This is a genomic window from Opitutus terrae PB90-1 (assembly GCF_000019965.1).
GTDB lineage: Bacteria > Verrucomicrobiota > Verrucomicrobiia > Opitutales > Opitutaceae > Opitutus > Opitutus terrae.
The window spans coordinates 3,156,830-3,183,125 of record NC_010571.1 but is presented as its reverse complement, the minus strand read 5'-3'; the positions used below and the strand labels follow the sequence as shown (position 1 = coordinate 3,183,125).

Annotated in this window: 17 protein-coding genes; 3 read left to right on the top strand and 14 right to left on the bottom strand. The window is 67.0% G+C overall.

What is annotated here, in order from left to right:
- Window positions 1-47: 47 nt before the first annotated feature.
- Entirely contained in the window at window positions 48-5,081 is a 5,034-nt protein-coding gene (locus tag OTER_RS24150) for a PAS domain S-box protein (protein ID WP_012375288.1), read from the bottom strand.
- A 341-nt stretch (window positions 5,082-5,422) separates the two neighbouring features.
- Here OTER_RS24150 and hemH point away from each other — a divergent pair, with 341 nt between their 5' ends.
- From hemH to OTER_RS12500, 3 genes are all read left to right on the top strand, one after another.
- Entirely contained in the window at window positions 5,423-6,460 is a 1,038-nt protein-coding gene (hemH, locus tag OTER_RS12510; protein WP_012375287.1) for a ferrochelatase, read from the top strand.
- Window positions 6,457-9,162 (top strand): PAS domain-containing hybrid sensor histidine kinase/response regulator, encoded by a 2,706-nt coding sequence (locus OTER_RS24145; protein WP_012375286.1) that lies wholly within the window; start codon window positions 6,457-6,459, stop codon window positions 9,160-9,162. Before hemH ends, OTER_RS24145 begins: the two co-directional genes overlap by 4 nt.
- A gap of 197 nt (window positions 9,163-9,359) precedes the next feature.
- Window positions 9,360-9,926 (top strand): REP-associated tyrosine transposase, encoded by a 567-nt coding sequence (locus OTER_RS12500; RefSeq protein ID WP_083767723.1) that lies wholly within the window; start codon window positions 9,360-9,362, stop codon window positions 9,924-9,926.
- Window positions 9,927-10,019: 93 nt separating this feature from the next.
- Here OTER_RS12500 and OTER_RS12495 read toward each other — a convergent pair whose 3' ends face one another.
- The 13 genes from OTER_RS12495 to OTER_RS12435 form a co-directional block, all read right to left on the bottom strand.
- The gene (locus OTER_RS12495; RefSeq protein ID WP_012375284.1) at window positions 10,020-10,877 is read right to left on the bottom strand and encodes an NADH-quinone oxidoreductase subunit B family protein; all 858 of its coding nucleotides are present in this window, start codon (window positions 10,875-10,877) and stop codon (window positions 10,020-10,022) included.
- Window positions 10,878-11,011: 134 nt separating this feature from the next.
- The gene (locus tag OTER_RS12490) at window positions 11,012-12,511 is read right to left on the bottom strand and encodes a hydrogenase large subunit (protein WP_012375283.1); all 1,500 of its coding nucleotides are present in this window, start codon (window positions 12,509-12,511) and stop codon (window positions 11,012-11,014) included.
- On the bottom strand, window positions 12,508-13,347 hold the full coding sequence (locus tag OTER_RS12485; protein WP_012375282.1) for an NADH-quinone oxidoreductase subunit B family protein: 840 nt from the start codon (window positions 13,345-13,347) through the stop codon (window positions 12,508-12,510). The genes OTER_RS12490 and OTER_RS12485 overlap by 4 nt, the downstream gene beginning before the upstream one ends.
- Window position 13,348: 1 nt before the next feature.
- Complete coding sequence (locus OTER_RS12480; RefSeq protein WP_012375281.1) at window positions 13,349-14,944, bottom strand: hydrogenase large subunit; 1,596 nt, start codon at window positions 14,942-14,944, stop codon at window positions 13,349-13,351.
- Window positions 14,941-16,422, bottom strand: coding sequence for a proton-conducting transporter transmembrane domain-containing protein (locus OTER_RS12475; protein ID WP_012375280.1), 1,482 nt, complete (start codon window positions 16,420-16,422; stop codon window positions 14,941-14,943). Before OTER_RS12475 ends, OTER_RS12480 begins: the two co-directional genes overlap by 4 nt.
- A 4-nt stretch (window positions 16,423-16,426) precedes the next feature.
- Entirely contained in the window at window positions 16,427-17,095 is a 669-nt protein-coding gene (locus tag OTER_RS12470) for an NADH-quinone oxidoreductase subunit K (RefSeq protein WP_012375279.1), read from the bottom strand.
- Window positions 17,092-18,036 carry a respiratory chain complex I subunit 1 family protein gene (locus OTER_RS12465; RefSeq protein ID WP_012375278.1) on the bottom strand — a complete coding sequence of 315 codons (945 nt, stop codon included), beginning with the start codon at window positions 18,034-18,036 and terminating at the stop codon, window positions 17,092-17,094. The genes OTER_RS12470 and OTER_RS12465 overlap by 4 nt, the downstream gene beginning before the upstream one ends.
- The gene (gene hyfB / locus OTER_RS12460; RefSeq protein WP_012375277.1) at window positions 18,033-20,084 is read right to left on the bottom strand and encodes a hydrogenase 4 subunit B; all 2,052 of its coding nucleotides are present in this window, start codon (window positions 20,082-20,084) and stop codon (window positions 18,033-18,035) included. The genes OTER_RS12465 and hyfB overlap by 4 nt, the downstream gene beginning before the upstream one ends.
- A complete protein-coding gene (locus OTER_RS12455; RefSeq protein ID WP_012375276.1) occupies window positions 20,081-21,523 on the bottom strand; it encodes a complex I subunit 5 family protein in 1,443 nt (480 codons plus the stop codon). The genes hyfB and OTER_RS12455 overlap by 4 nt, the downstream gene beginning before the upstream one ends.
- Window positions 21,524-21,592: 69 nt before the next feature.
- On the bottom strand, window positions 21,593-22,234 hold the full coding sequence (locus tag OTER_RS12450) for a hydrogenase (RefSeq protein ID WP_012375275.1): 642 nt from the start codon (window positions 22,232-22,234) through the stop codon (window positions 21,593-21,595).
- Window positions 22,231-23,280: a respiratory chain complex I subunit 1 family protein gene (locus tag OTER_RS12445; RefSeq protein ID WP_012375274.1), complete on the bottom strand. Its 1,050-nt coding sequence runs from the start codon at window positions 23,278-23,280 to the stop codon at window positions 22,231-22,233. Before OTER_RS12445 ends, OTER_RS12450 begins: the two co-directional genes overlap by 4 nt.
- 22 nt (window positions 23,281-23,302) lie before the next feature.
- Entirely contained in the window at window positions 23,303-25,291 is a 1,989-nt protein-coding gene (locus tag OTER_RS12440; protein WP_012375273.1) for a proton-conducting transporter transmembrane domain-containing protein, read from the bottom strand.
- Window positions 25,292-25,571: 280 nt separating this feature from the next.
- Window positions 25,572-26,273, bottom strand: coding sequence for a PTS sugar transporter subunit IIA (locus OTER_RS12435; protein ID WP_012375272.1), 702 nt, complete (start codon window positions 26,271-26,273; stop codon window positions 25,572-25,574).
- Window positions 26,274-26,296 lie beyond the last annotated feature (23 nt).

Genomic DNA, 26,296 nt, shown 5'->3' with positions numbered 1-26,296 from the left:
GCGACCGCGCCTTTATTCCGCGACCTCGACCTCTTCCGCCGTCGGCGTTATTCCGCCACGCCGTTGCTTCCGCCCAGCACCGAGCGCAGCACCCGCGCAAGATCCGCGACTTCGTACGGCTTCGCCACCACGCCGCAGAAACCATGCTCGCGATAGTTCGCCAGCACCGGATCACTCGAATAACCGCTCGATACGACCGCGCGCACGTTCGGATCGAGCGCGCGCAATTGTCCGATCGCCTCGCGGCCGCCCATCCCGCCAGGCACCGTGAGGTCCATGATCACAAGCGCGAACGGATTCCCCGCGGCCCGCGCCTCCTCGTACTTGTGCACCGCTTCGGCTCCATCCGCCGCGCATTCGACCTCCATGCCCAGCCGGCGCAACAGAAACACCGCCATCTCGCGAATCGGCTCCTCGTCGTCCATGAAGAGGACGCGGCCCTTGAGTACCGTCGTCCGCGTCACGGGCATGTTCGGACTCTCGTCCGCCGCCTGGTCGTGCGACGCCGGCAGCCAGATGGTGAACGTCGAGCCCTTGCCGACTTGGGACTTCACGTCGATGCCGCCGCGGTGTTTGTTGACGATCGAGTAAACGGCCGCGAGCCCCAGTCCGCTGCCCATCGGCTTCGTGCTGAAATACGGGTCGAAGATCCGCGGCAGGTGTTCCGGCGGAATGCCGACGCCCGTGTCGGCGATCGCAATCCGCACATAGTCGCCCGGGGCCAGCGCCACCTGCGAATAGCCTTCGATCCGCTCGTTCCGCAGCGCGATCGACACCGTGCCGCCCTCCGGCATTGCCTGCACCGCGTTGAGCACGAGGTTTTGAACCACGCGCCCGATCTGGCCCTTGTCGACGTCGGCCGGCCAGAGATCGTCCGGAATGTCGTAGGCCGCGCGCACCTTCGAGCCGTGCAGGGTGAACGTGACGATCTCGTGCACGGTCCCGCCCAGTTGCACCGCCGCGCGCACCGGTTCGCCGCCCTTCGCGAAGGTCAGCAGCTGCTGCGTGAGATCGCGCGCCCGCAGCGTAGCCTTCTCGGCTTCGCGCAGACTGCGGGCGGCCTCCGACTCGGGATCCACGTCGAGTCCCGCCAGCGCCACGTTGCCCATCACCGCCGTCAGGATGTTGTTGAAATCGTGCGCGATGCCGCCGGCGAGAATTCCGACGGATTCCAGCTTCGTCGCCCGGACCAGCTCCTGTTCGAGCCGCTCGTGCTCCGTCACGTCGCGGAACACGAAGACCGTCCCGATCACCTTGCTCACCGCCGAGTGGATCGGCGCGCAGCAGCCTTCGACCAGCCGGCTCGCGCCGTCGCGTCGCACCAACCGTGTGCGGGGCGGCAGATCCATCACCACGTCGCCGCGGCCCACCCGCGCGACCGGCATCTCCACGCGTTCGCCGGTGCGATCGTTCTCGAGCAGGCAGACCTCCTGCACCGGCCGCCCGATCGCCGCGCTGGCTTCCCACTGCGTGAACGACACCGCCGCGTCGTTGATGAACTGCACCCGACCTTCGACGTCCGTCGTGATCACGCCTTCCGCCATCGCGCGCAACGTCACCGCGAGCCGCTCTTTCTCCGCCGCGAGCGCCGCCTCGGCCTGCTTGAGCTCGGTGAGGTCGACGAGCACCAGCACCGATTGCCGGAAATCGAGCCCCTCCTCGGTGAGCTCCATCCACCATCGCACGTTCATCTCGTGCAGGCCGCCTTCGAAGTCGCGCATCTCCACCTCGGCCTCGAGCGTGTTCCGCTCGTCCCACAGGCACAGGATCGCCGAACGCACCAGCTCCATCATGTCCGGCGTGGCCAGCCGCATCCGCCGCCGGCGGAAGTCGCTCGGGCCGGTCGCGCGCAGCACGTCCATCGCGGTATCGTTGCAGTCCAGCACGCGAATCAACCGCGCGGGCCGCAGCAACTCCCGCGGATGCGCCCGTAACCACGCGCTCAGGTCGGTGATGCCTCGCGCCCGCACCGACGCCAGCCAGCGCCCGACTTCGCTAAAATCGATTTCAATGATCGCCACGGGCATGTGCTGGAAAAGCGTGCGATACCGCAGCTCCGACGCCCGTACCGCCTGCTCGGCTTCGCGTCGCGCCGTCATGTCGGTCATCACGCCCACCAGCCGCCACTCGCCGGGGCCGATCGGCGTGATCGACACCTGCTCATGCAGCCAGAACGCTCGCGCGCCGCGTTGGGCGCGGAATTCCTGCTCATAGGCCGGCTGCTCGCCGAGGATCGCTTCCGTCGCGTGCCGGTCGATCTCCGCCCGCGTAGCCGCGTCGGTCACCTCCGTCCAGGGCAGCCCCGCCGGCGGGGACGGATCGCGGCCGAACAGCTCCCGGTACAACCGCGAGCGCGGGACAAACATCACCCAACGCAACTGCCGCGGCGCCACCTCAAACACCCGCGCCTGCCACAGCGTGCAATCCGCCGCCACCAGCATCTGCTCCACCTGCGCCACGCTCGCGCGATACGCCTCCTGCGCCTCGCGTTGCGCCGTGATGTCGGTGATCACGCCGACGAGCCGGAAGCGGTGCTCGTCGAGGCCCGTCACCGTCACCACTTCGCGCAGCCAGACCACGCCCTGCGGCAGCACGACCCGGAACTCCTGCTCGTAGCCGGGATCGCGCCGACGAATCGCCGCGGTGGCGCGCTCGTGCATCTCCGCGTGCTCCGGCACATCGAGCCGGTCCCAGCCCATCTCGGGCTCGCCTTCGCCGTCGCCAAACAACCGGCGGTAAAGCACGGAATTCGGCGTGAACAATTTCCAGTCCAGTTCCCCGTCTTCGTGCTCCGTGATGGTCGCCTGCCAGACCATGCAATCCGCCAGCTCGAGGATCTGCTGCAGTTGCGCCTCGGTGGTCCGCCGCGCCTCCTCCGCCTCGCGCCGCGCCGTGATGTCGGTAATCACGCCGACCACGCTCCACCGTTGCGGACCGGCCGGACTGATCGTCACCTGCTCCGTCACCCAGATGTCGCCATTCGGCTTCGGCACGTGGAACACCTGCTCATAGCCCGGATGGCCGCTCGACAGCGCCATGCGCGCGGTGCGCTGCATCTCCGGCAACTCCGGCACGCGCACCTCGTCCCAGCGGATCACCTTGCCCTGCGGATCATGCCCGAAGATGCGGCGGAACAGCCGCGACCGCGGCACATACAACACCCACTCGAGCGTGCCATCGCTGCGCAGTGACACCTCGCCTTGCCAGATCAGGCAGTCGGCCGTGCGCAGCAACTCCTCGAGCCGTACTTCGCTTTGCCGCTGCGCCTCTTGGGCGAGGTGGCGCTGCGTCACGTCCGTGACCACACCCACCGCGTGCCATTCGTCCGGCCCGGTCTTCGTGATCGCCACCTGCTCGTGCAACCAGAACAGCCGGTCGCCCTGTACCGCCCGAAATTCCTGCTCGTAACCTTGCGACCCCGACAGCAGCGCCCGCGTGCTCACCACGTTCATCTGCGCCAGATCGGGCACTTCCGCATAATCCCACAGCTGGTCCGACCGCGTCGGCATCCGCCCTCCAAAAATTTCCGTGCTCAGTCGCGAGGCCGGCATCTCAAACTCCGTCCACCGCACGCCCTCTTCGGTCCGCATCACCGTCGCGCGCCAGAGCAGACAGCCCGCGCGCTCGAGAATCTCCCGCAGCGCGCGTTCGCTCGCCAACCGCGCCTCCTCGGCCAGGTGCCGTGTCGTCGCGTCGGTGACGATGCCCACCACCTGCCACTCGCCGGGCCCCACCGCCCGGATCGTCGCCTGCTCGCGCAGCCAGAATTCCTCGCTGCCCCGGCGGGCCGGAAATTCCTGCTCGTAACCTTCGGCGCCTGTTTTGATCGCATGCGCCGACCGCGCGTCCATCTGCGCATACACGTCTGCGCTGACCAGCTGATTCCACGGCAGCGCCAGCGGGTGCTGCGGATCCCGTCCGAACAGCCGGCGATACAGCGTCGAACCCGGCACGTTCAACACCCACTGCATTCGACCATCCGGTCCGACAAACACCCGCGCGTGCCACAAAAGAAAATCCGCCGTCCCCATCACCTGCTGGAGCTGCGCCTCGCTCGCGCGTTTCGATTCCTCCGCCTGCCGCTGCACCGTGATGTCGATCACGACGCCCTGCAGCATCCACTCGCGCGGGCTGAGCGCTTTGACCACCACCTGCTCGTGCATCCACAACACGGAGTTGTTCGCCACCACCCGAAACTCCTGCTCGTAACCGTCACGGCCTTCCCGCATCGCGCTCTTCGCGCGGGCCTCGATCTCGCCGTACTCCGGCACGATCGACGCATCCCAGGGCATCCGATTCGGCCCACCTGCCTCGCCCACCAGTCTCCGGTAGAGTTCGGATTTCGGGATGAACCAGTCCCAGTGAAACGCCCCCGCCTCGTCCTGCCGCACGCGCGCTTCCCACAGCATGCAGTCCGACCGCGACAACAGTTGCCGCACGCGCTCCTCGCTCGCGCGCCGCGCGAGTTCCGTCTCCCGTTGGCGGGTGACGTCCGTCACCAATCCGACGAGGTGAAACCGATTGCCGCTCTCCGGCGTGACCGTGACGCTTTCCCGCAGCCACACCGGCCGGCCCTCGCGCACGAAACTGAATTGGTGTTCGTAGTGCGAACGCCGCTCGCGCAGTGCCGTCCGGCAGCGGGCCTCCATCTCCTCGCGCTCCGGCACCTCGAAGCGGTCCCACAGTCCTTCGTCGGGCCGCGGCGGCAGGTGACCGAAGAGCTGCTGCGCGAGCGCGGTCGATTGCAGCGAGACGTCCCACTTCAACGCGTCACCCTGCAATTCCACGCGCGCTTCCCACAGCAGGCAGTTGGCGAACTCCAGCAGCGACTTCAGCTGGCCCGCCTGACCGGCGGTGCGCCGCCCGATCGCTTTCGTGATCAGCCACGTCACCACGGCTGCAGCAACGACCAACGCGGCCGCCAGCCACCAGCCGCTCCCGGTGAATCCCGCCAGCACCGGTTCCGCCGCCGGGCTTCGCACCGGCGCGAACAACGCCGCCGCCAGACCAGCGCGAACGCACCCGCCCCCTTTCGGTGAGGCGCCGAAAGCCTTGATATCGCGCAGCGGGTGCAAATTCACCGTTTCTGAGTAACGACCAACAATTAAACGCGCAAACTATCGGTATTTCAGGGTTCAACTTGAACAACCAATTTACATCCAGCGCGAGGCTTCTGCCGCGGGCCCCAGCAGTGTTTTCGCCGCAATGCCGCCCCCTTCGCGAAACGCGTCCGTGAGCCGACGGGAAAAAAGCGATCGCGCGGCTCTCGCGGCTCGTCGAAAAGCGTACCTGCGGGCGCGGAGCGGACGACCGGTCCCGCGGTCGCACCCGCGCTCGATCGCCGTCGCGGCCGTTCCTCCCGATCGCGTTCCCACCATCGTCGTTTGACTTTCACAACGTTCCAACGACCAATCTCCGCCGCATGCCCAACCGCGCGGTCCTTCTCGTCAACCTCGGCTCGCCCGATTCCACCTCCGTCCCCGACGTCCGGCGTTACCTCGATGAGTTTCTCGGCGATGAGCGCGTCATCGATCGGCCGGCGCAGCCGTTCCGTTCGATCCTGGTGCATCGCATCATCGTACCGCGGCGTTCGCCCAATTCCGCGCACGCCTACGAGCAGATCTGGACCAAGGACGGCTCGCCGCTGATCATCACCTCGCGCAACGTCCAGCAAAAGCTCGCCGCCACTCTCGGCCCCGAGACGCCCGTCTACCTCGCGATGCGGTACGGGCAGCCATCGATCGCCTCGGTCCTCGGCCAGATCGTCGCCGACGGCGTCAGCGAACTGCTCCTGATCCCGCAGTATCCGCATTACGCGATGTCCTCGTGGGAAACCGTCGTGGTGAAGGTTTACGAGGAAGCCGCACGCCAGGCGCCGCAGTTGCGCGTGACCACGGTGCAGCCTTTCTTCGATGACGCGGACTACATCGAAGCGTTGCACGCGGTCTCCGCGCCCTACTTCGCCCAGCCGCACGACTACGTGCTGTTCAGCTACCATGGCATCCCGGTCCGCCACCTGTGCAAGGCCGACTCCTCGCACGCGCACTGCCAGATTGTGAACGACTGCTGCAACACGCCCTCGCCCGTTCACGCCACCTGTTACCGCGCCCAAGTGTTCGCCACGACGCGCGCACTCGCCGCCCGCGCCGGCCTGGCGCCCGACCGCCATTCCGTTTCGTTCCAGTCGCGCCTGGTCGGCGAACCCTGGCTGTCGCCCTACACCGACCACGAGTTGGAACGGCTCGCGAAGGCTGGCATCAAACGAATTCTCGTGCTCTGTCCCGCCTTCCTCTCCGACTGCCTCGAGACGCTCGAGGAGATCAGCGTCGCGGGGAAGGAGACGTTCGTGCAGGCCGGCGGTGAATCCTTTACGCAGATTCCCTGCCTCAACGACCAGCCGCCGTTCATCGATTTTCTCGCCAACCGCGTCCGTACTTGGCTACAAGCGAGTCACCGTTGAACGAGCCGCGCCCATCCACCGATCCCGCCGCCCACCGCCTCGCCGCGGCCGATGTCGCCGCCGTCCTCCTGCTCGACTCCCACGGCCGCATCACCGGCGCCTCCGCGAGCGCCCGCGCGCTCTGGCAGGCCGCCGAGGGCGGACTGATCGGCGAGCCGTTCGCCTCGCTGTTCGCCTTCGAGGTGGTCGCCGACGGACCCGAGTGGTTCGAAGCCCAGTGGGAAGTCCTGCGCGACGCCACGCTCGATCGCACCGCCACACTCGACGCGCAGCCGCGCGACGGCGCGCCCCGCGCGGTGCAGGTGCGCCTGGAGCGTTTTTCCGAAACCTTTTTCCTTGCGACCGTCCAACCTCCGGCGGCCGCACCGACGGCCCCCAGCGCGAACGGCGACGGCAGCGCCTACCAACTCGTCGCCGAACAGGGCGCCGCGGGTTTCTTCGACCTCGACCTGATCACCAACCGCGCGACCTACTCCCGCTCGTGGAAAAAGATGCTCGGCTACGTCGATGCCGAGTTGCCGGATACGCTCGAGACCTGGCGTGAGCTCATTCATCCCGACGACTCCGGCGCCGCGCCGGATCAGGTCGGTCGCAAACCCGCCGCCGGCGCACGACCGTTCAGCGTCGAGTTTCGCATGCGCCACCGGCTCGGCCACTGGGTCTGGGTGCAGTGCGTCGGCGTGCAGGTGCTGAACGCCACCGGCCAGCTCGAGCGCGTGGTCGGACTCAACCTCGATGTCTCCGAGCGCAAGGAGATCGAGGAAGCGAGCCTCGCCAACGACGAGCGCATGGAGACGCTCGGCGGCGGTCCGCTTGGCGCGTTCGACCTCGATTTTACCGCGAAGTCCTTCTGGTTCTCGCCCGCCTGGAAAAAGATTCTCGGCTACCGCGACGACGAGCTGGCCGACACGCTGGAGACGCTGGCCGCCGTGTTGCCCGCCGACGAAATTCCCGGCGGCGTGGAAACCTGGCTGCTGTTGCTCGCGCCGGGACAAAATACCTTCGTGCTCGCCGAGGAGCTCGTCGGCAAGGACGGCCAGCGCGTGCCCGTGCTCCTCGGCGCACACCGCACGCTCACGCGCAAGCGCGATCTCGCCCGCATCATCGGCTTCATCTGCACCGCGCCCACGCTCACGCCGCGCAGCGCCGGCAGCGACGACGGGCTCGGCGCCGGGCTCGCGCAGGATGCGTTCGCGGCCCTCGCCGAGGGCGTCCTCGTCACCGACGCCACAGGCCGGATTCTCCACGCCAATCCCGCCGCCGTGCGATTGCTCGCGCGCAAGCCCGACGAGATCGTCGGCGCCGCCGTCGCGGATGTTTTCCAGCTCGTGCACCGCGAGAGTGGCCGGCCCGGCGACGATCCGTGCGATCGCGCGCTCGGCGCCGACCAGCCGCTGCCGCTGTTCAGCGACCACGCGCTGGTCGTGGGCGCGCGACCGCCCGCGGCCACCGATGCGGCCTCCTCGCCCGCGGAAACGGCGCTGCCGATCGTCTGGACCGCGCGCGCCTCCAAGGACGCCGAGAACAACCCGCGCGGCGTGGTGATCGTCTTCCGCGACCCCGGCGAGATGAGCCTCACGCCGGAAGAACTGGTGAAGGCGAATCGCTTCGAATCGCTCGGCCTGCTCGCCGGCGGCATCGCACACGACTTCAACAATCTCCTCGCTACCATCCTCGCCGGCGTGTCGCTCGCCAAGGACAACCGCAATTACTCCGCCCTCGAGGATTGCGAAAAAGCCTGCCTCACCGCGAAGGGCTTGACCAAGCAGCTGCTCGCGTTCGCCAAGGGCGGCGCCGGTTCGCAAAGCGTGATTTCGCCGAAAGAAATCCTGCAGGACGCGGTGAAGATCGCCGCCGCCGGTTCCGACGCGGAGATCACCGTCAACCTCACCGAAAACGTCGATCCGGTGCGCGTCGATCGCGCGCAGATCCTGCAGGTTTTTCAAAACCTCATCGTCAACGCGCTCCAGGCGATGCCGCCGAAGCCGCATCGCGCGAAGCTGCAGCTCACCGCGAAAAACGTCACGCTTGCCGCCGACCAGATTCCGCCGCTCGCCGAGGGGAACTACGTCGAGATCGAGGTGCGCGACAACGGCAGCGGGATCGCGCCGGAAAATCTCCAGAAAATCTTCGATCCGTTCTTCACGACGAAGAAACACGGCACCGGCCTCGGCCTCGCGACGGTGCTCTCCATCGTCCGCAAGCACGGCGGCCAGATCGCCGTCGACTCGGTCGTGGGCACGGGAACAGCGTTCACCGCGTTCTTTCCACGCGCCGACGCGCCCGTCGAGGTGCAGGCGCGCCGTGCACCGTCGCTGCGCTTTGGCACGGGGCGAATCCTGTTAATGGACGACGACCCGAAACTCTCCGAGCTCACGGCGACGATGCTCGAGAGTCTCGACTACAAATTCGACCTGGCGAAGAACGGCGAGGAAGCGATTCAGCTCTACAAACGCTACCTCAACATCGGCCGGCCCTACGACGTCGCGCTGCTCGACATCACCGTCGTCGGCGGCATGGGCGGCGAGGAGTGTTTCAAGGCCCTCCGCGACCTCGATCCGGAAGTGCGCGCGATCGTCTCCAGTGGTTACGACAACGAGGACATGGCGCGTCGCTTCCTCGACATGGGCTTCTGCGGCTATCTGACCAAGCCCTATCGCGTCACCGACCTCGGCAAGGTCCTGAAAGCCGTGCTTGGGTGAGTGGTTCGCTCATCCGCGCGTCCCTTTGCTTGTAGGGCCGGCGCTCGCCGCCGGCCGCAAATGTCCTTCGACGCGCACTCCACATTCTCGGCGGCCGGTAAACGGCGGCCTTACGACGCCTGACTAGGCGGACCGGTTGCTTGTTCCTATTCGTAGGGCCGGCGCTCGCCGCCGGCCGGGAACTTGCTCTCAGCGCCATGGCGGGTCAGAGTTCTTTCATGTTGCTCCCACAGCGACAGACCGCGCGATTGCGGACAGGTCGTGTCTCCGTGCCGGGAGCAACCTATTTTGTTACGGCGTGCGTGCATCACCGCGCGCCTGTCTTGACCGAGTCACGCTCGGCCACCGGTTTGATCTCGACCTTATCGCACCTGCATGAGCGCGGAGACGCTTCGATCATCGCAGCCACGATCATGCCCGACCATGTGCATCTCCTGTTTCCCCTTGGTGGACGTCTCTCGCTCATGCAAGTCGTGGCGAAACTGAAGGCGCTCTCTCGACGACGTCACGTTTCGTGGGAGTGGCAGGACAATGTCTTCGAACATCGCCTGCGTGCAGATGAAGCCCGCGACGACTACCGCTTCTACATCTTCATGAATCCGTATGCAGCCAAGCTGATCCCGACGACGGCGTGCTGGCCGTGGTGGTATTGTCCAGAGCCAAGCGCGTGCCGGTTTCTTCCTCTTCTCCATGCCGACGGAACGCCGCCTCGCGAGTGGTTGCGCGAGCGCGAAGTCATTCGCAATCGTCTTCACGTGTCGTAGGGCCGGCGCTCGCCGCCGGCCGCGGATGTCCCTTGCCGCTCTCCCGGCATTCCCGGCCGCCGGTGAACGGTGGCCCTACATATCTGTTCGTTGTCAGCTGCGCCTGTCTTCCTCCAACCGCCCGAGCAACCGCAGCAATCCATCCAAAATCGTGAGCGGATGCGGCGGCCAGCCAGGAATGTAGAGATCCACGGGCACGATCGCATCCACGCCGTTCCGCACCTGCGGATGGCCCGCAAACACGCCCCCCGAAATCGCCTCGGCGCCCACCGCGATCACGATCTTCGGCGCCGGCATCGCCTCCCACGTCTTCCGCAGCGCCAGCTCCATCCCTTTCGAAACTGGCCCGGTCACGACAAGGCCATCCGCGTGCCGCGGCGAAGCGACGAACTGAATTCCAAACCGGCCCAGATCCCAGCCGATCGTCCCGAGCACGTTCAAATCCGCCTCCTCGGCGCCACTGCCGCCGGCGCTCACTTGGCGCAGCCGCAGCGAACGGCCAAACATCTTCCGCAGCTTTTCGTCGAGCGCAGCCGCCAGTCGCACTTCCTCCTGCCCCGGTGCGCCCAGCACGAGATCCTCGCGCCGCCGCACCGCCATCCGATGATCGCCCGTCTGCGTGATCGCTCCCGCCGGACAGGTCTTCACACACTCGGCACAGAACACACAGCGCCCCAGATCGAGCGTAATCTTCGGGAGCGCGGACGCATTCCCCCGTGGCCCGGGCGTCCCGTCCGTGATTCCGGGTGGTGCGACCTTGGAATCCGCCACGGTGATGGCCTGCGTCGGACACACCTCCGCGCACGCCGCGCAGCCGTCGGCACATTTCGAGGCGTCAACGCGCAACGCACCCCCGTGCCGGTCCGGCAGCGCCGGGGCCGGCCCGTTCGGGAACGCCATCGTTTCCCGTCCGCGCTTCAGCCGGTGAATCAGTGTATCGACCACAAACATGATTGGAATTCAGGTTGTTCGCGCCGCGTTTCCGCCCGCAGATCTCCGGTCGCATTCGCGGTCATTCGCGTGATTCGCGGCCGGTGTGCTTTCGTGTCTTTCGTGTGTTTCGTGGTATCTCCTCCGGTTCGAGTTCACAAATCGAACCCGCAATACGACAGGTTGAAGCTCTTGTTGCAGATCGGAAAATCCGAGATTGCCTGTCCGCGCAGCGCGAGCGCCATCCCGGTCCAGTTGTGGAACGACGGATCGACGATCTTGTAGCATCGGAACCGCCGCGCGACATCGGTCAACGCCACGTGGCACACCTCGCCGCGCCAGCCTTCCACCAATGCCACCGACAGCGTGTCGGCCGCTGGCGCATCCAGCGTGGCGACGAGTTCACCTTCGGGCGCGCCGCCGAGCTGTTCCAAAATAAACGCGCCGGAGCGCTGGATCTCGAGCGCACGCACCCGGGCCCGCGCCAGCACGTCGCCACCCGGCCACACCGCCACCGGCATCTGCGCGAACCGGTGCCAGCCCGCCGGGTGATCGTAGCGCACGTCGCGCACCAATCCGCTCGCCCGCGCCGCCGGACCCACGAGGCCGATCTCCGCCGCCTGCTCGTCGCTCACCACACCGACATCCTCGAACCGCGCGCGCACCGACGCCGCGTCCCACAACCAGCCCAGCGCCGCCTCCACGTCGTCCAAAGCGGTCTTCAGCCGTTCCCGCAGCTGGCCCAGCCGCGCCGGATCGAGTTCGTAACGGCAACCGCCCGGGCGCACCAGCCCGCGACCAAACCGGTTCCCGCAGATCAGCGCCGTGAGATTGAGAAAGTCCCCGCGAATCTTCCCGCACGCCGATGACGTCGGCAGAAACGCCACGTCGTTCGCCAGCGCGCCCAGATCGCCGGTGTGATTCGCCAGCCGCTCGAGCTCGAGTGCAATCGCCCGCAGCCACTGCGCGCGCAGCGGCGCCTCGCTCCCCGCGAGCACTTCCGAGACGAGCGCATGGGCCGTGCTGTGCGCAATCGACGCGTCACCCGCCACCACCTGCATCTGCAGCTCGGTCCGCGGATGCGGCCCGCCCACCAGCGCCGCCTCGATCCCACGGTGCTGATAGCCGAGCGCAATCTCCAGATGCAGCACCTCCTCGCCCGCACATTGGAAACGGAAATGTCCGGGCTCGATGATGCCCGCGTGCACCGGTCCCACTGCCACCTCGTGCACCTCGCCGCCCGCCACGCGGAAAAATTCGCCGTTCACTGGCGCCGCATCGCGCGGGAGGTCCTGCGGCCGACGCACCGGCTTGAGCCACGGGTGCCCCTCGGGCACGAGTCCGTGCTGCTCCCACACTTCGCGCTCGAACAAATGCGCCTGCGGGCAGCGTGCCGTCAGGGCGGGATAACTTCCCCGCAACGGTTCACTGCGTCCGACCATCAAGGTGTTTTCCGCATCCGCGGCGACGACTGCGACCAGCCGTGTGGTTTCGCCGCCCGGCTCCGGCACGCCAAACCACGCGCACAGCCGACCGCCACGCGACAGCTCGGCCGCGGTCGCCTCGACCAACTGTTCGACCGGCCACTCAGGCACGCTCGGCCACGCCACGCTCGTGCCGTTGTTCAGCCAGGTAAACTCAAGTGGAGCGCTCATCGTTTTTCCAGCCGGCCCACCGCCAGCAAAATTCCGTGCAGCAGTGCAAATGGATTGGGCGGACAACCGGGAATGTAGACGTCCACCGGCAGCACCGAGTCGACGCTGCCGCAAGTGGCGTAGTTTCGGCCGAACATCCCGCCACTGCAACCACAGGCGCCCACCGCGACGACGAGCCGCGGTTCGGGTGTCGCATCGTAGGTCTTGCGCAGGGCGAGTTCCATGTTGCGCGTGACCGGGCCCGTCACGAGCAGCATATCGGCATGCCGGGGCGAGGCCACGAGATGAATGCCAAACCGCTCCAAGTCGTAGATCGGACCGCTCAGGGCGTTGATCTCGACTTCGCAGCCGTTGCACGAACCGGCATCAACTTCCCGAATGTGCAGCGAACGGCCCAACAACGAATGAATCCGGTTCTGCAGTTCCCGGCCCAACGCCTCCGTTTTCTCTCCTGTCTCAGAGATTTGCGGCGCTTCGATCATCCGCGCCTGCGTGCCGTCGGGCCTCAGCTCGTAGCGCGCAGTCGAGCGCAGCCGCTCCCGCGTCCGGACGGCCAGCTCGCACTGATTCGTCATCCGGATCGCACGGTCCACGTCTGCGCACAGCCCGCAAAAAATGCATTTCCCGAGGTCGAGCTCCGCCGTCCGCACTCCCGCTTCGTCGCGGCAGTTGATCGCGCCGGTCGGACAGATCGCCGCGGCCGGCCGGGCGTCCTGCCACGCCGGCCAGTCGATCTCCGGCCGGCCGCGCGCACGGGTCGAAACCTCCGGCGGCGTGGCCGGATAAGCGGTCGTCGCGACTCCGACGTTGAGGCTTTGGCGCAGGGTTTCGAACATGTCAGCGATCCGTCCCGGAATAGGACAAGTTGAAGCTCTTGTTCACCACCGGAAAATCCGGGATGATGTTGCCCAAAATCGCCTCGCTCAACGCCGGCCAGTTCTGCAGCGAGGGATCCTTGATCTTGCAGCGCGCGAGCCGGTTGCCCGGCGCCGTGTGCACCCAGTGGAAAATCTCGCCGCGCCAGCCTTCCACGTAACCGAGCGCGATCCGATCCGCGGGCACGTCGCCCACCGGAGTCGCGATCGCTCCGCCCGGCATCTTCGCCAGCACCTGCCGGATGATCCCGAGCGACTGAAACAGCTCTTCGCGCCGCACCACCATCCGCCGCTGCACGTCGCCTTCAGTGAACACGGGCACCGTGAACTGCACCTGGTCGTAGAAATCCGTCGGGCAATCGCGCCGCAGATCGTGGTCGATTCCCGACGCCCGACCCGCGATGCCCACGATTCCGAGATCGCGCGCGACCGCCGGCGCCAGCACGCCCGTCGTTTCCAGCCGGTCGCGCGTGCCCGAATGTGACCGTATCAATTCGACCAGATCCTTGAACTGCTGCTCCAGCGTGTCGACGAACGCGGCCAGCGCGTCGAGCTGCGCGGAGTCGAAATCGAATCGCACTCCGCCAAGGCACGCCATCCCCCGCAGCAGCCGGTTGCCGGTCAGTTGTTCGTTCCACCGCAGCACCTGCTCCTTGAGCCGCAGGGCGTGCATCTGTGCCGTCACGAACGCAACGTCGGTGCAGATCGCGCCGATGTCGGCCACGTGATTGGAGATCCGCTCCAGTTCGAGGCAGAGCGTGCGGAGCGCGCGTCCGCGCGGGGGCGCTGCGACACCGGCGGCGCGTTCGATCGCATGACAGAAGGCCGTGGCATGGGCGAACGCGGAATCGCCGGAAATGCTTTCCGCCAGTCGCACGCCGTGCGTGATCGGCAGGCTTTCGAAAAGTTTCTCCGTGCCTTTGTGCACATAAAACATCCGGAGCTGGAGATAAAGCACGGGCTCGCCCGCGACGCTGAAGAGGAAATGCCCCGGCTCGATGACGCCGGCATGCACTGGCCCCACGGGCACCTGGAACACGCCCTCGCCCGCCACCTCGCGGAATTTGTGCCGCTCGCCGCTGAACGGCGGCAACTGCGTCTGCAGATCGAAATCCTTCCGCAGCGGAAACACCTCGGGCCAGTCGTCGTGCAGCACGCAGCGCCGGGGATTGGGATGCCCCACCAGCTTGAGGCCGAACAGATCCTGGATTTCGCGCTCCTGCCAGTTGACCGCGTGCACCGCATTGGTCAGTGAGATCAACTCCGGCCGCTCCGCCGGCACGACCACCCGCACCAGGACGAAACCGTGCGCGGCATCGACCGCATAAAGGTAATAGACATAAAACCCGGCGCCGCCGGCGCGCCCATCCTCGGCGAACACGCTCACCAGCCGGCCGCCAGACTTGCGGTAAAGCGTCGAGCATAGCGCGCTCGCCAGCTCGAGCGGCGCGTGCAGGTGGAGTTCATCCGGCTGGGACGCGTCGACGCGCTGGAGCTGTCCTTCGAACCGCTGCTGCAGCTCGTCGAACACCGGGAGGAGTGACGGGATCAGATTCATGGCGCCCCCCCTATGATCGCCGCCGCCCGGTTCATCACTTCGAACACCGGCTCCGGCAGCCAGACGGTGAACACCAGCAGCGCGACGAGCGGGAGGCCGATGACCGCGAGTCGTCCGGGCGAGACCGGTTCAGTCGGACGTCCGGCGACGGCGGGACCGAGCAAGAGTCGGGAGAGTCTGCTGAGCACGCCACAAAACACCACGGTGAGCGACACGACGACGATCACGCTAACCCAAAGCTGCTGCGCCCCAAACCCGCCGGCGATGATGGTCAGCTCGCTCACGAACAGTCCGAACGGCGGCAGTCCGCACACGGCCACCGCCCCGACGCCGAGCACCACCGCCGTCACCGGCATGTTGCGTCCCAACCCGCCGCCGAGCCGGCGAAAGTCAAGCGTGTGACAATGCTGATGGATGTTGCCCGCTGCAAAGAACAGCACCGGCTTCGTCAGCGCGTGATAGCCCATGTGCAGCAACGCGCCAAAAACGGCGAGCGGGGCGTTCAGCCCGATCGCCACGCAGATCAGTCCAACATGCTCCAGGCTCGAGTAGGCCAGCATCCGCTTCAGGTTTTTCTGCACCAGAATGAACGGACCCGCCAGCAGCATGGAGCCGAGTCCAAACCCGAGCAGCATCCGGCCGCTGAATTGGGTCCCCAGGCAGGCCGTCGTCAGAATGTGGAACCGGAGCAACGCGTAGACGGCGATCTTGAGTGACACCCCCGAAAGCATCGCGCTGGTGGGCGACGGCGCCTCGCTGTGCGCATCCGGCAGCCACGGGTGCATCGGCGCGAGTCCCGCCTTGGTGCCGTAACCGACCAGCACAAAAATGAACGCCAGCGTCACGAGGCTCGGATCGAGCTGCGGTGCGATGGCGAGCAGGCTCGACCAGTTGAAGCTCGGCATCACCGCGCCGCCCGTCTTGTCGATCGCCGCCGCGTAGGTGAAAATCGTCCCGAACAGCGCCAGCACCAACCCCACGCCGCCGAGCATCACGTATTTCCACGCCGCCTCGAGCGAGGTCTTCCGGTTGTAGAGCGCCACCAGCAGCACCGAGGCGAGCGCCGTGCCCTCGACCGCGACCCACATCACGCCGAGATTGTTGGCGAGCACCACCACCAGCATGCCGGTCGCAAACAGCGGCGTGAGCACGTAGAATTCACGGAAGCGATGCTCGTTCACTGCGCCCTCCGCGAGATCGCGGCGGAAGTAGCCGACCGCGTAGACCGACGTGGCAAGCGAGACGATGGCGATGAGCAGCACCATCCACACGCTCAACGCGTCCGCGCGCAGAAAACCGCCCCACTCCGTCACCGCGCCACCCGGCGCGACGAGCACGCGCCGCAGCAGCTCGATCCCACCCGCCAGCACCGCCACAAACCCCGCCACGTTCCCCGCCTCCAGCACGGCGCGCGGCCGCGCGACCAGGCCAGCGAGCCCGATCAGGAAGGGAATGCAGATGAGCGCGGTCAACAGCATGAGTTCACCACTTCAGTTTGTTCAGCTTGCTCACATCCATCGAGGCGAACGATTCTCGTATCCTGAACACGAGGATGCCCAGCACCATCACTGCGACGACGACGTCGAAGAAAATGCCGATCTCGACCACGAACGGCATGCCGTAGGTCGTCAGCGCGATCGCCGCGAGCATCATGCCGTTTTCCATCGTGAGCAGCGCCAGCACCTGGGTGATCGCCTTCCGCCGGTTGATCATCAGGAAAAAACCAGTCAGGAGCAGCGCGAGCGCGACCGCCAGGGTGTTGCTGCCGAGGCGCTCGAGTGAGGTGAACGGCCGCGCGACCACGCAGGCCAACACCGTGAGCGCCCCACAGATCAGCATCGAGGCCGGCATGTTCACAAACGGCTGCACTTCCTGCTCCACCTTCATCTGACGCACGAGCCGGTGCAGCCACCAGGGCAGAAACAGCACCTTGCCCAGGAGCGTCAGCACCGCCACGACATACACGTGCCAGGCGCCATAGGTGTAGCCCACCACCGCCGCGATGGCGGCCAGCAGCAGCGACTGCATCGCGAACAGCCGGATGTTCGTGATCAGCATCCGCTGCACCACAATGAGCAGCTGCAGCACCAGCATCACGGAGGCAAAGAGCGTGATGAGTTGGGAACTGGTGTCGGCGACGGGCGGGTTCATCGGAAGAGAAAACTCGAGACGAGCGCGAGCGTCGCGAGGATGAACGCGGTGCTCAGCAGGTCCGGCACGCGGAACAGCCTCAGCTTCGCGTTGGTGAACTCGACCAGCACGATCGCACCGGCCAGCAGGAGCAGCTTCACCGCGAAGAACCCCAGCCCGAGGGCCAGCGCCGCCGGGGTCGCCTCCCCGGCCAATCCAAGCGGGAAAAAGATGTTCGCCAGCAGCGCCATCAACACCAGTTGCTTGACCGACACGGCCCACTCGATCAGCGCCAGATGCCGGCCGGAATATTCGAGCAACATCGCCTCGTGGATCATCGTCAGTTCGAGGTGCGTCGCCGGGTTATCCACCGGAATCCGTCCGGTCTCGGCCAGCAACACCACGAACATGGCCGCGAAGGCCAGCGCGTGGGCCGGATCGAGGAAGTTCCAGCCGAACCCCTCGCTCGCCTGCACGATGTGACTGAGATTCGTCGAACCCGCCGTGAGCGCCACGGCGAAGATCGCCAGCATCATCGCCGGCTCGGCGACCGCGGAAATCGTCATCTCGCGACTGCTGCCCATTCCCCCGAACGTGCTGGCCGGATCGAGCCCGCTCAGCGCGAGGCAGAACCGACCCAGCGCCAGCAACCCAACCAACGCCAGCGCATCCCCGAACAGGTCCATCGGCGCCTGCACCGTGATCATCGGCACCAGCAGCCCAGCCGCGAGCGCCGTGAGGAGCAGCACCACCGGCGTCACCCCGAAAATCCACGAGACGTGTTCCGACACGACCATGTCCTTCCGCAGGAATTTCAACAGGTCCAGATACGGCTGCCACACGCGCGGCCCACGGCGGTTCTGGAGCTTCGCCTTCCAGTTCTTGATCACCCCGCTGACCAGCGGCGCCAGCCCGAGTAACAGCGCCGTTTGCCCGACGAGACCGATGAGTTCCAGTTTCATCGGGCGAACAGCAGCAGCGCCACCAGGGTGACGAACATGTAGAGCAGGTAGGCGTGGATGCTGCCCGCCTGCAGGGTCCGGATCCGGCGCGACGCGCGGAGGATCTGCAGCCGCACCGGCCGGTAGAAGTGCGATTCGAAAACCTCTTCCACGTGACTCTCGAACTGGAGCTTCGTGGCGAAATGCGGCGAAAAGTCGTATTCGCGCTGCACGTCGCGCCGCGGCAGGAACAGCGCCTTGAAGATCATCCGGATCGGCTTCGAGAATCCGGTCGCCGTGTATTCCATCTGCGGCGTGAGTCCGCGCAGCCCACAATCCCACGTCGGCGCCCGCCGCGTCCGGGTGTTCCGCGCCAACACCCACCGGAGGACAAACGGAATCGGCAGCAGCCCGATCGCCAGCAGCACCAGCCCGAGCGTCGAGATCGTGCCGGTCTTTTCGGTGAGCGACGTCAGCACCAGCCCATTGGCGAGGCTGAGCTGCCCGCTGAGTTGCTGGCCGGTGAGCAGCTGCGTCACCGGGTCGAGCAGCCGGATGACCGTCGTCGGGAAAAGTCCGAGCAGCACACATGCGACGACCAGCACCGCCATGCCGAACCGCAGCATCGGGCCGGCTTCCTGCGCGTGCGCCGCGGCCTCGCTGCGCGGCTGCGCGAGAAACGTGACGCCGTAAGCCTTGACGAAGCAGGCCGCCGCGAGCGCTCCCGTCAGCGCCAGCATCGCACCGCTCAACGGCAGCACAAGCCGCTCCAGGCTTTGCGAGGCATCGAAGCCCTGCAGCAGCGACTGATACGTGAGCCACTCGCTGACGAATCCATTGAGCGGCGGCAGGGCGGAGATCGCAACCGCGCCAATCAGGAAGCAGAACGCCGTCTGCGGCATCCGCTTCGCCAGCCCACCCATCTCCTCCATGTTGTGGGTGTGCGTCGCGTGCAGCACCGCGCCGGCGCCCAGGAAGAGGAGTCCCTTGAACGTCGCGTGGTTGATCGTGTGGTATAGCCCCGCGATCAGCGCCAGCGTCGCGAGCGCCGTGTGGCCGCTGTGCAGGAACAGCAACGACGTCCCCACGCCCATCAGGATGATCCCGATGTTCTCGATGCTGTGATAAGCGAGCAGCCGCTTCAGGTCATGCTCCATCAGCGCGTAGAGCACGCCCAGCACCGCGCTGACGGTTCCGATCACGAGCACCGTCATGCCCCACCAGCCGGGCGGCGTGCCGAGAAAATCGAAACTGACCCGGATCAATCCGTAGATGCCGGACTTGATCAGCACCCCGGACATGAACGCGGACACGTTGCTCGGCGCGACCGGATGCGCCGCAGGCAGCCAGATGTGCAGCGGCACGATGCCGGCCTTGATGCCGAAGCCGAGCAGGAACAACACGAACGCCGCGTCGCGCTTGCCCGGCGCCATGTGCCCGCCGATCGCGTGCAAGCTGTCAAAGCTCGTCGAGCCTGAGGCCTGAAACAGCAGCAGCAGCCCGAGCACGACGCACGCGGCATCGAGGTGCGACATGATGAAGTAGAGCACGCCGGCCCGGCGCGTCTCTGGCTGTTCATGCGCGAAGCTCACCAGCCCGTAGGCGGTCAGGGCCATGAGTTCCCAAGCCCCGAGAAACAGCCAGAGGTCACCCGCCATGAACACCAGCGCGGTCGCCAACAACAACGCGTTGAACAGTGCCGCGAGCACGCCGACGTTGCCGCGACCCGCCAGCCCTTTCGCCGCGCCGATCGAGTAGATCGAAATCGCCAGTCCCGCCAGCGACGAGACGACGAGGAAAAACGCGCCGAGCGCATCGACCCGCACCGTCAGCGTGAGAAAGGGAAACAGTGGCGGGATGAATTCGAACCGCGGCAGCGGAGCGCCCACCCCGCCCAAGAGCAATCGCAGCGCCGCCACGAGTCCGGCCAGCGCCGCGAGCGCCGGAGCACCGAAACCGACCAGCGCCGCCAGCCGTTCCCGCCGCACGCAGAGCAACGCCAGCACCACCCCCGCCGCGTAGCCGGCGAGCGAGCCCAGCAGCAACAGGTTTTCCAGCGGCAGCTTCATGGCGTGGGGAAGATCGCTTGCGCCGCGGTGGTCCACGCCTCGCGCAACACCTGCGGCGTCGCCACACCCACCCATAGCGACAGCGCCAACAGGATGAGCGGCGGCACGATCACACTCGCCGTTTCACGAAACCGCTGCGTCATGGGCTGCGTAGCGGTTTTCGGCCGCCCATCGACGATCGCAAATACCAGCCGCGTCAGCCCCAGGAATGCGAAGAGCAACCCGCCCAGAAACATGGCCGCGCCCGTCGTGTGCCCCGTCGCGAACGCCGTGCGCACGATCCGGAGTTCGCTGAAAAAAGGTCCGAACGGCGGACACGCCGTGATCGCGAGCAACGCGATCACGAAAATTCGCGCCGACACCGGCGTGAGCAGCGCCATCCCGGCAACGTCATCCTGCGTCCGGCCGCCCGCCGCCCGGCGGATGTTGCCGGCGCTGAGAAACAGCGCGCCTTTGGTGAGGCTGTTGCTCCACACATGAAACAGCGCCGCCGCCACGCCCGCGCCGCCGAGCGCCGCGCCAACGCTCAGAATCCCCATGTGCTCGACGCTGGAGTAAGCCAGCATCCGTTTGAAATCGCGTGTGCCCAGCAGGAACAGCGCCGCAATAATCATCGAAAACAGTCCGATCGCCAGCAGCGTCCGGTCCGCGACCAAACCCACCCCCGCCGCGTCCATCACAGCGCGCACGCGCAACACCGCGGTGAACGCCACTGTCGTCACGCCACCCGCGAGCATCGCTCCGACAATCGCCGGCGCCTCGCCATACGCGTCCGGTTTCCAGGTGTGCATCGGCGCGAGCCCCATCTTCGTGCCGTAGCCGGCGAGCAGCAGCACCCACGCCGCGATCACCCACGCGCGCGACAATCCTGGTCCCTGCGCGATCAATGCCGCGAAGGTAAGGTCCCCTTCACCCCCGCCATGCAGCGATGCGTAGCCGAGGCAGAACGAGCCGAGCAGCGAGAGCGCGATGCCCGTGCCGCCCACGAGCAGGTATTTCCAAGTGGCCTCGAACGCACGGCCCGTGCCGTTGAAGTGCAGCAACGGCACCGCCGCGAGTGTGACCGCCTCCGTCGCAATCCAGAGCGCGCCCAGATGTCGCGCCTGATGACCGGCGCTGAGCAAGCCCAGCACGGCCAGCATCGCCGCGACGAAAACCCGGTTCTTCCGCTCCGGCCGCAGCCGCAGGTAAGCGACGCCGTACGCGGAGCACACCAGGAACAACAACGATACCGCCGGCAGCACCGCACGCGCGACGGGATCGAAACCGAACCACGCGCCGGCCGCGACCGTCGGCGGCCGCACCAGGAGCCAGAAGGAGAGCAGCGTGTGCACCGCGCCCCCGATCGGCAGCAGCCATGGCCGTCCCCGCTCGCTGCGCCAGGCGAACGCGATCACCGCCGCCACCAGCGGCACGACGATGAGCCCGATTTCACGCACGGCCGTGTCTCCCCGGTTTTCCGGATATAGGTCCCATTCGTCCTATAAGTCCCATAAGTCTCATTCCCTTCACTCTCGCAGCACCGTCAGCTTCCGCGTATCCAGCGTATCGAACTCGCGCTGGATCCGGTCGACGATGATTCCGATCACGAACACGCCCACCGTCAGGTCGAGCAGGATGCCCGACTCGACGAGTAGCGGCGTGGATTCGATCAGCAGGAGCCCGAACAGGTAGACGCCATTCTCGAGCATCAAATAGCCGCACACCTGCAAAATCGCCTTCGAGCGGCCGATCAGCAGCAGGAGCCCCGTCAACACCGTCGCCAATGCGCCGGGCACGAGCAGCGTGTCCGCGTGTTGCGGCAGGAGCGGCAGCGCCCGCGCGCCCGCGACGGCGGCGATCGTGCCCGCCGCGCCGAGCAGCAGCGAGGGCACGAACCCGAGGAAGGGCTCGATCTCGCGATCGATATTCGCCGCGCGCATCGCTCGCGTGAGCAGGTTCGGAATCACGAAACCTTTCACGACGACCGTGCCCGCCGCCACCAGCCAGACCAACCAGTGCGCATGACCTTCGCTCAACAGCGGCAGCACGCCCAGCACCATGCCCTGCACGGCGACCGCACGAATCACCGACGGCAACCGCCCGCTCGCGAGCGCGAGCAGGTTTAGCCCCATCGCCAATCCGATGAGAAGATTCAGCGTGCTGTTCATGAACATCCTCCTTCCACTCTGCCACCTCCACCAGAAGGTCGCGTTACGACTCTGAAATCTCCCGGGCGCGGCAGCGTCGGTAGGGCGCGCTCTCCGAGCGCGCCGGAAACCGCCTGATCGCGCCGCACTTCATCCCGCGTCGCTTCCGCGCTCTTCCACGCGGCGAGCAGCGCAAACAGGCACAGCAAGAAACCGGTCGTCAGCAGCAGCGGCACGCGCTTGAACGCCGCGCGCGCCATCAGAGACTCGACCAGCCCAACCGCCACCGCGATCGCCAGCACCGCCGCGCCCAGCGCCGCGAATGCGGCGAGAGGCGGCAGTTTTCCGATCGGCAGCACCGCCTCCGCCAGCAGCACGGAGAAGATCAATAATTTCAGCGCCGCGCCGTGCAGGATCGCCGCCAACGGCGGACCGCTGTGATCCAGCACCATCGCCTCGTGCACCATCGTCAGCTCGAGATGCGTGTTCGGATCGTCGAACGGCACGCGGCTGTTTTCGGCGAGCAGGACCGTGAACAATCCCGCGCCCAGCAGCGCCGCACCGGCCCCCGCCGACGGCGCCAACATCTCCGCCAGCGCCAAACTGCCGCTCTGCCGCGCGAGCGCCAGCAGTCCCGCGATCAGCGCCGCCTCCGCGATCACCGCATAACTCACCTCGCGCGCCGCGCCCATGCCTTCGAAGGCGGAGCCGGTGTCGAGCGCCGCACTCACCGTGCAAAATCGCGCCAGCGCGAGCAGATAAATGAACAGAAACGCATCCCCGCGGAACACCACGGTCGACCACAGCGAACCCACCGGCAGCAACATCGCCGCCCCCGCCAACGCCACCCACGCGATCGCCGGTCCGGTCACATGGCCGGGCGAAACGACCGTGCTCAGCACCACGCCTTTTTGCCACAACCGCCCGAGGTCATAATAGAGCTGCAGCACCGGCGGACCGCGCCGGCCCGCCACCCAGGCCTTCACCTTGTTGATGATGCCGGGAATCAACGGCGCGATCAGCAGCCACAGCGCCAGCCGGAAGATCAGATCGAACGCCAGTCTCATCGCGTACCTCCCAGCCTAACGTTCATCCTCCACCTCCCGTCAGTGCCAGCAGCGCGATCGCGACCACACCGACAAACAAATAGAGAATGTAGAACTGCAGCCGGCCGTGCTGCAGCCTCCGCACCGCGCCCGAAATCGCGAGCACCACGCGTCCCACCGGCTCAATCACGAACTCCAACACCGTCTCTGGCGTGTGCACGCGATGTTCGGCGCGCTTCGGAAACGGCCCGACTGGCCGCTCCACATGCGCCTGCGGCCGCAGGATCCAGCTGAACCAGCCGGTGAGGATTTCCGCGAACGAGCCCGCGGTATACTGCATCCGCGGCGTCGGCGCCGCATAGCCGCAGTCCCACGTCATGAACCGCGTCACCCCGTTGCGCCGCACCTGCCGCCACAATACCCACGCCAGCACCACGCCCAATCCCGCCAGCGCCACGTGACACGCCCCGAGCGCGGCCAGCGGCGCCTGCTCCGGGTTGAGTCGCGCGCCGCCCGCGTCGTTGGCCAGCGCCACCGCCCCACTCCACGCCGGCCGCCACGCATCGATCGCATGCGCCAGCGCCGGCCAGAAGAACACCGGCGCGAGTCCGATCGCGACGCAGCACGCCGCAAGCAGTAGCATCGGTCCGCGCATCAGCGGGCCCGACTCGTGCGCGTGCTCGGCCACGGCACTCCGCGGCAGCCCGAGGAAGACGACGCCGCAGACTTTCGCGAAACACGCCAGCGCCAGCGCACCCGTCATGCCGAGCAGGATCGCCGCCGGCACCGCCGCCCAGGCCGGCAATCCGCCCGCACCCGCCGCATCGAAGAGTCCGAGGAACACCAGCCACTCGCTCACGAACCCGTTGAGCGGCGGCAGCCCGGAAATTGCCACCGCGCCGAGCGTGAAGCAGCCCGCCGTCCACGGCATCGTCCGCCAGAGTCCGCCGAGTCGGCTCATTTCGCGCGTGCCGGTGGCGTGCAGCACCGAACCGGCGCCGAGAAACAACAGCGCCTTGAACAGCCCGTGATTCCAGATGTGCAGCAACCCGCCCGCCAGCGCCAGCCGACCCCACGCCGGTTCGCCATTGGCCGTCGCCACCAGCGCGAATCCGAGTCCGATCAGAATAATCCCGATGTTCTCGACGCTGTGATAAGCCAGCAGCCGCTTCAGATCGTGCTGGCCCAGCGCGAACGCCACGCCGAGCACGGCACTCGCCACGCCGAGCAGCGCGATCACCCAGCCCGCCGCCACCGGCACCGGCAGCCAGCCGCTGAACCGCACCAGTCCATAGATCCCCATCTTCAGGGCCACTCCGGACAGAATCGCCGACACGTGGCTCGGCGCGTTCGCATGCGCCGATGGCAGCCAGATGTGCAGGGGGAAAAGTCCCGCCTTCACTCCGAAGCCCACCAGCGCGAGCCAGAACAGCGGCGCGAGTTCGCGCCGGTCCTGCATCGCACCGAGATCCCAGCTGCCCGTCCGCGCCGCCAGCAGCGTGAAAAACCCGAATAGACACAGCGTGCCCGCATGCGACGCCGCGAAATACAGCCAGCCCGCCGCCCGCACCTCGCGCCGCTGGCGCTCGCGCGTGATCAGAAAATACCCGCTGACCGCGAACAGTTCCCACGCGATCAGAAAATGGAGCCCGTTGGCCGCCACGAGCACCGCGCCCATGGTGGCCAGCAGCAGCGTCCACCACGCGCGGCCCGACCGCGCCGACCGCGGATGCGCGCGGTCCGACCAGTATTCGCGCGAATACACGCTCGCCGCGCCGCCCACCACCGCGAGCAGCACCAGGAAAAATGCACTCACCGCGTCGAGCCGCACGTGCAGGTTCTCGCCGCCGAGCACCCAGGTCGAGCGCCAGTCCCACGCCGCGCCGCTCACCAGCACGCGGGCGCCAGCCACGAACGCCGCCGCCGCTCCGAGCAACGTGAAGCCCAGCCAGGCGCGCGGCGCGCGCCACGCGACCGCAATCGCTCCGGCGAACGCGATGGCGGCGAACAGCAGCAGGATTCCGATGCTCATCGATGTTCGTCGTGGCACGGGCGTCCCGCCCGTGTCGTGGCATGGGCCTCCAGCCCATGCCGATTGCGTGAACCACCCTCCACGGGCGGGACGCCCGTGCCACACACTCCCTTCAACCCAGTGCTCTCGGGCCGGCGCTCGCCGCCGGCCGGGCTTCCGAACCCAACTCGCTTCACTGTTAGCGACCGCCGGGCGGCCGCGGCGCCCTGCGCGCTCGCTCGGCCGGCGAGGACCGCCGGCCGAATAGGTTCTGGTTCGGTTTGCGGCTCGCTCATCCGGCTCAGGCTTTCCGGCTCCGGTGCGCCGCCTCGGCTTCCGCCGCGGCCACCGCAGCGAAAATTTCCTGATCGCCCGCCGCGTCACGCACGAGCTGCCGCAACGATCCGCGCGACAACGCCGCGCTCAGATGCGCCAGCAACTCGAGATGCGCCCGCGGCGTCGGCGCGACGAAAAACAGCAGCCGGTTTACCGGCACGCCGTCCGGCGCTTCCTCGCCGTCAAGCGACACCGGGTCACGCAAGAACAGCATCGCGAGCAGGCCGGCTTCGCGGCCAAGCGCGACATGCGAGCGCAGGTGCGGCAGCGCGAGCCCGTGGCCGACCGCCGCCCAAGTGATCCCGCCCGGCGCCTGCACGCGCTGGGCCAGAAATTGTCGCACCGTCGGTGTCGCCCCCGGCAGCTTTTCCACGACGCGGCTCAGCACGTCGCGCACGCTGCCCGCGGGCACGTCGCGCCAAATGCCGCCGATCCGCAGCCAAGATTCCAGCCGGCTGGCCGGTCCGGCCGCGGCAGGTTGGTCCGCCAGGAAGCCAGCCTTCGCCACCAGCCCGCGCTCCGCCGCCCACGCCACGACTTGCGCGCGATCGAACATCAACCGACCGCTGTCGCGCACACACGGCAGCCCTTCGTCGCGGATCCAGCTCTCGACGACGCTCTCGGCGACGCCGAAGGACTCCGCGAGTTGGATGACGTTGAGATACATCGTCGAACTCGCGTTACCGCTGT

What these genes read in the sequence shown, in the direction of transcription:
- hemH (WP_012375287.1), top strand. Translation starts at nt 5,423, where the DNA reads ATGCCCAACCGCGCGGTCCTTCTCGTCAACCTCGGCTCGCCCGATTCC.
- OTER_RS12500 (WP_083767723.1), top strand. Translation starts at nt 9,360, where the DNA reads ATGGCGGGTCAGAGTTCTTTCATGTTGCTCCCACAGCGACAGACCGCG.
- OTER_RS12495 (WP_012375284.1), bottom strand. Translation starts at nt 10,877, where the DNA reads ATGTTTGTGGTCGATACACTGATTCACCGGCTGAAGCGCGGACGGGAA.
- OTER_RS12490 (WP_012375283.1), bottom strand. Translation starts at nt 12,511, where the DNA reads ATGAGCGCTCCACTTGAGTTTACCTGGCTGAACAACGGCACGAGCGTG.
- OTER_RS12485 (WP_012375282.1), bottom strand. Translation starts at nt 13,347, where the DNA reads ATGTTCGAAACCCTGCGCCAAAGCCTCAACGTCGGAGTCGCGACGACC.
- OTER_RS12480 (WP_012375281.1), bottom strand. Translation starts at nt 14,944, where the DNA reads ATGAATCTGATCCCGTCACTCCTCCCGGTGTTCGACGAGCTGCAGCAG.
- OTER_RS12475 (WP_012375280.1), bottom strand. Translation starts at nt 16,422, where the DNA reads ATGCTGTTGACCGCGCTCATCTGCATTCCCTTCCTGATCGGGCTCGCT.
- OTER_RS12470 (WP_012375279.1), bottom strand. Translation starts at nt 17,095, where the DNA reads ATGAACCCGCCCGTCGCCGACACCAGTTCCCAACTCATCACGCTCTTT.
- OTER_RS12465 (WP_012375278.1), bottom strand. Translation starts at nt 18,036, where the DNA reads ATGAAACTGGAACTCATCGGTCTCGTCGGGCAAACGGCGCTGTTACTC.
- hyfB (WP_012375277.1), bottom strand. Translation starts at nt 20,084, where the DNA reads ATGAAGCTGCCGCTGGAAAACCTGTTGCTGCTGGGCTCGCTCGCCGGC.
- OTER_RS12450 (WP_012375275.1), bottom strand. Translation starts at nt 22,234, where the DNA reads ATGAACAGCACGCTGAATCTTCTCATCGGATTGGCGATGGGGCTAAAC.
- OTER_RS12445 (WP_012375274.1), bottom strand. Translation starts at nt 23,280, where the DNA reads ATGAGACTGGCGTTCGATCTGATCTTCCGGCTGGCGCTGTGGCTGCTG.
- OTER_RS12440 (WP_012375273.1), bottom strand. Translation starts at nt 25,291, where the DNA reads ATGAGCATCGGAATCCTGCTGCTGTTCGCCGCCATCGCGTTCGCCGGA.
- OTER_RS12435 (WP_012375272.1), bottom strand. Translation starts at nt 26,273, where the DNA reads ATGTATCTCAACGTCATCCAACTCGCGGAGTCCTTCGGCGTCGCCGAG.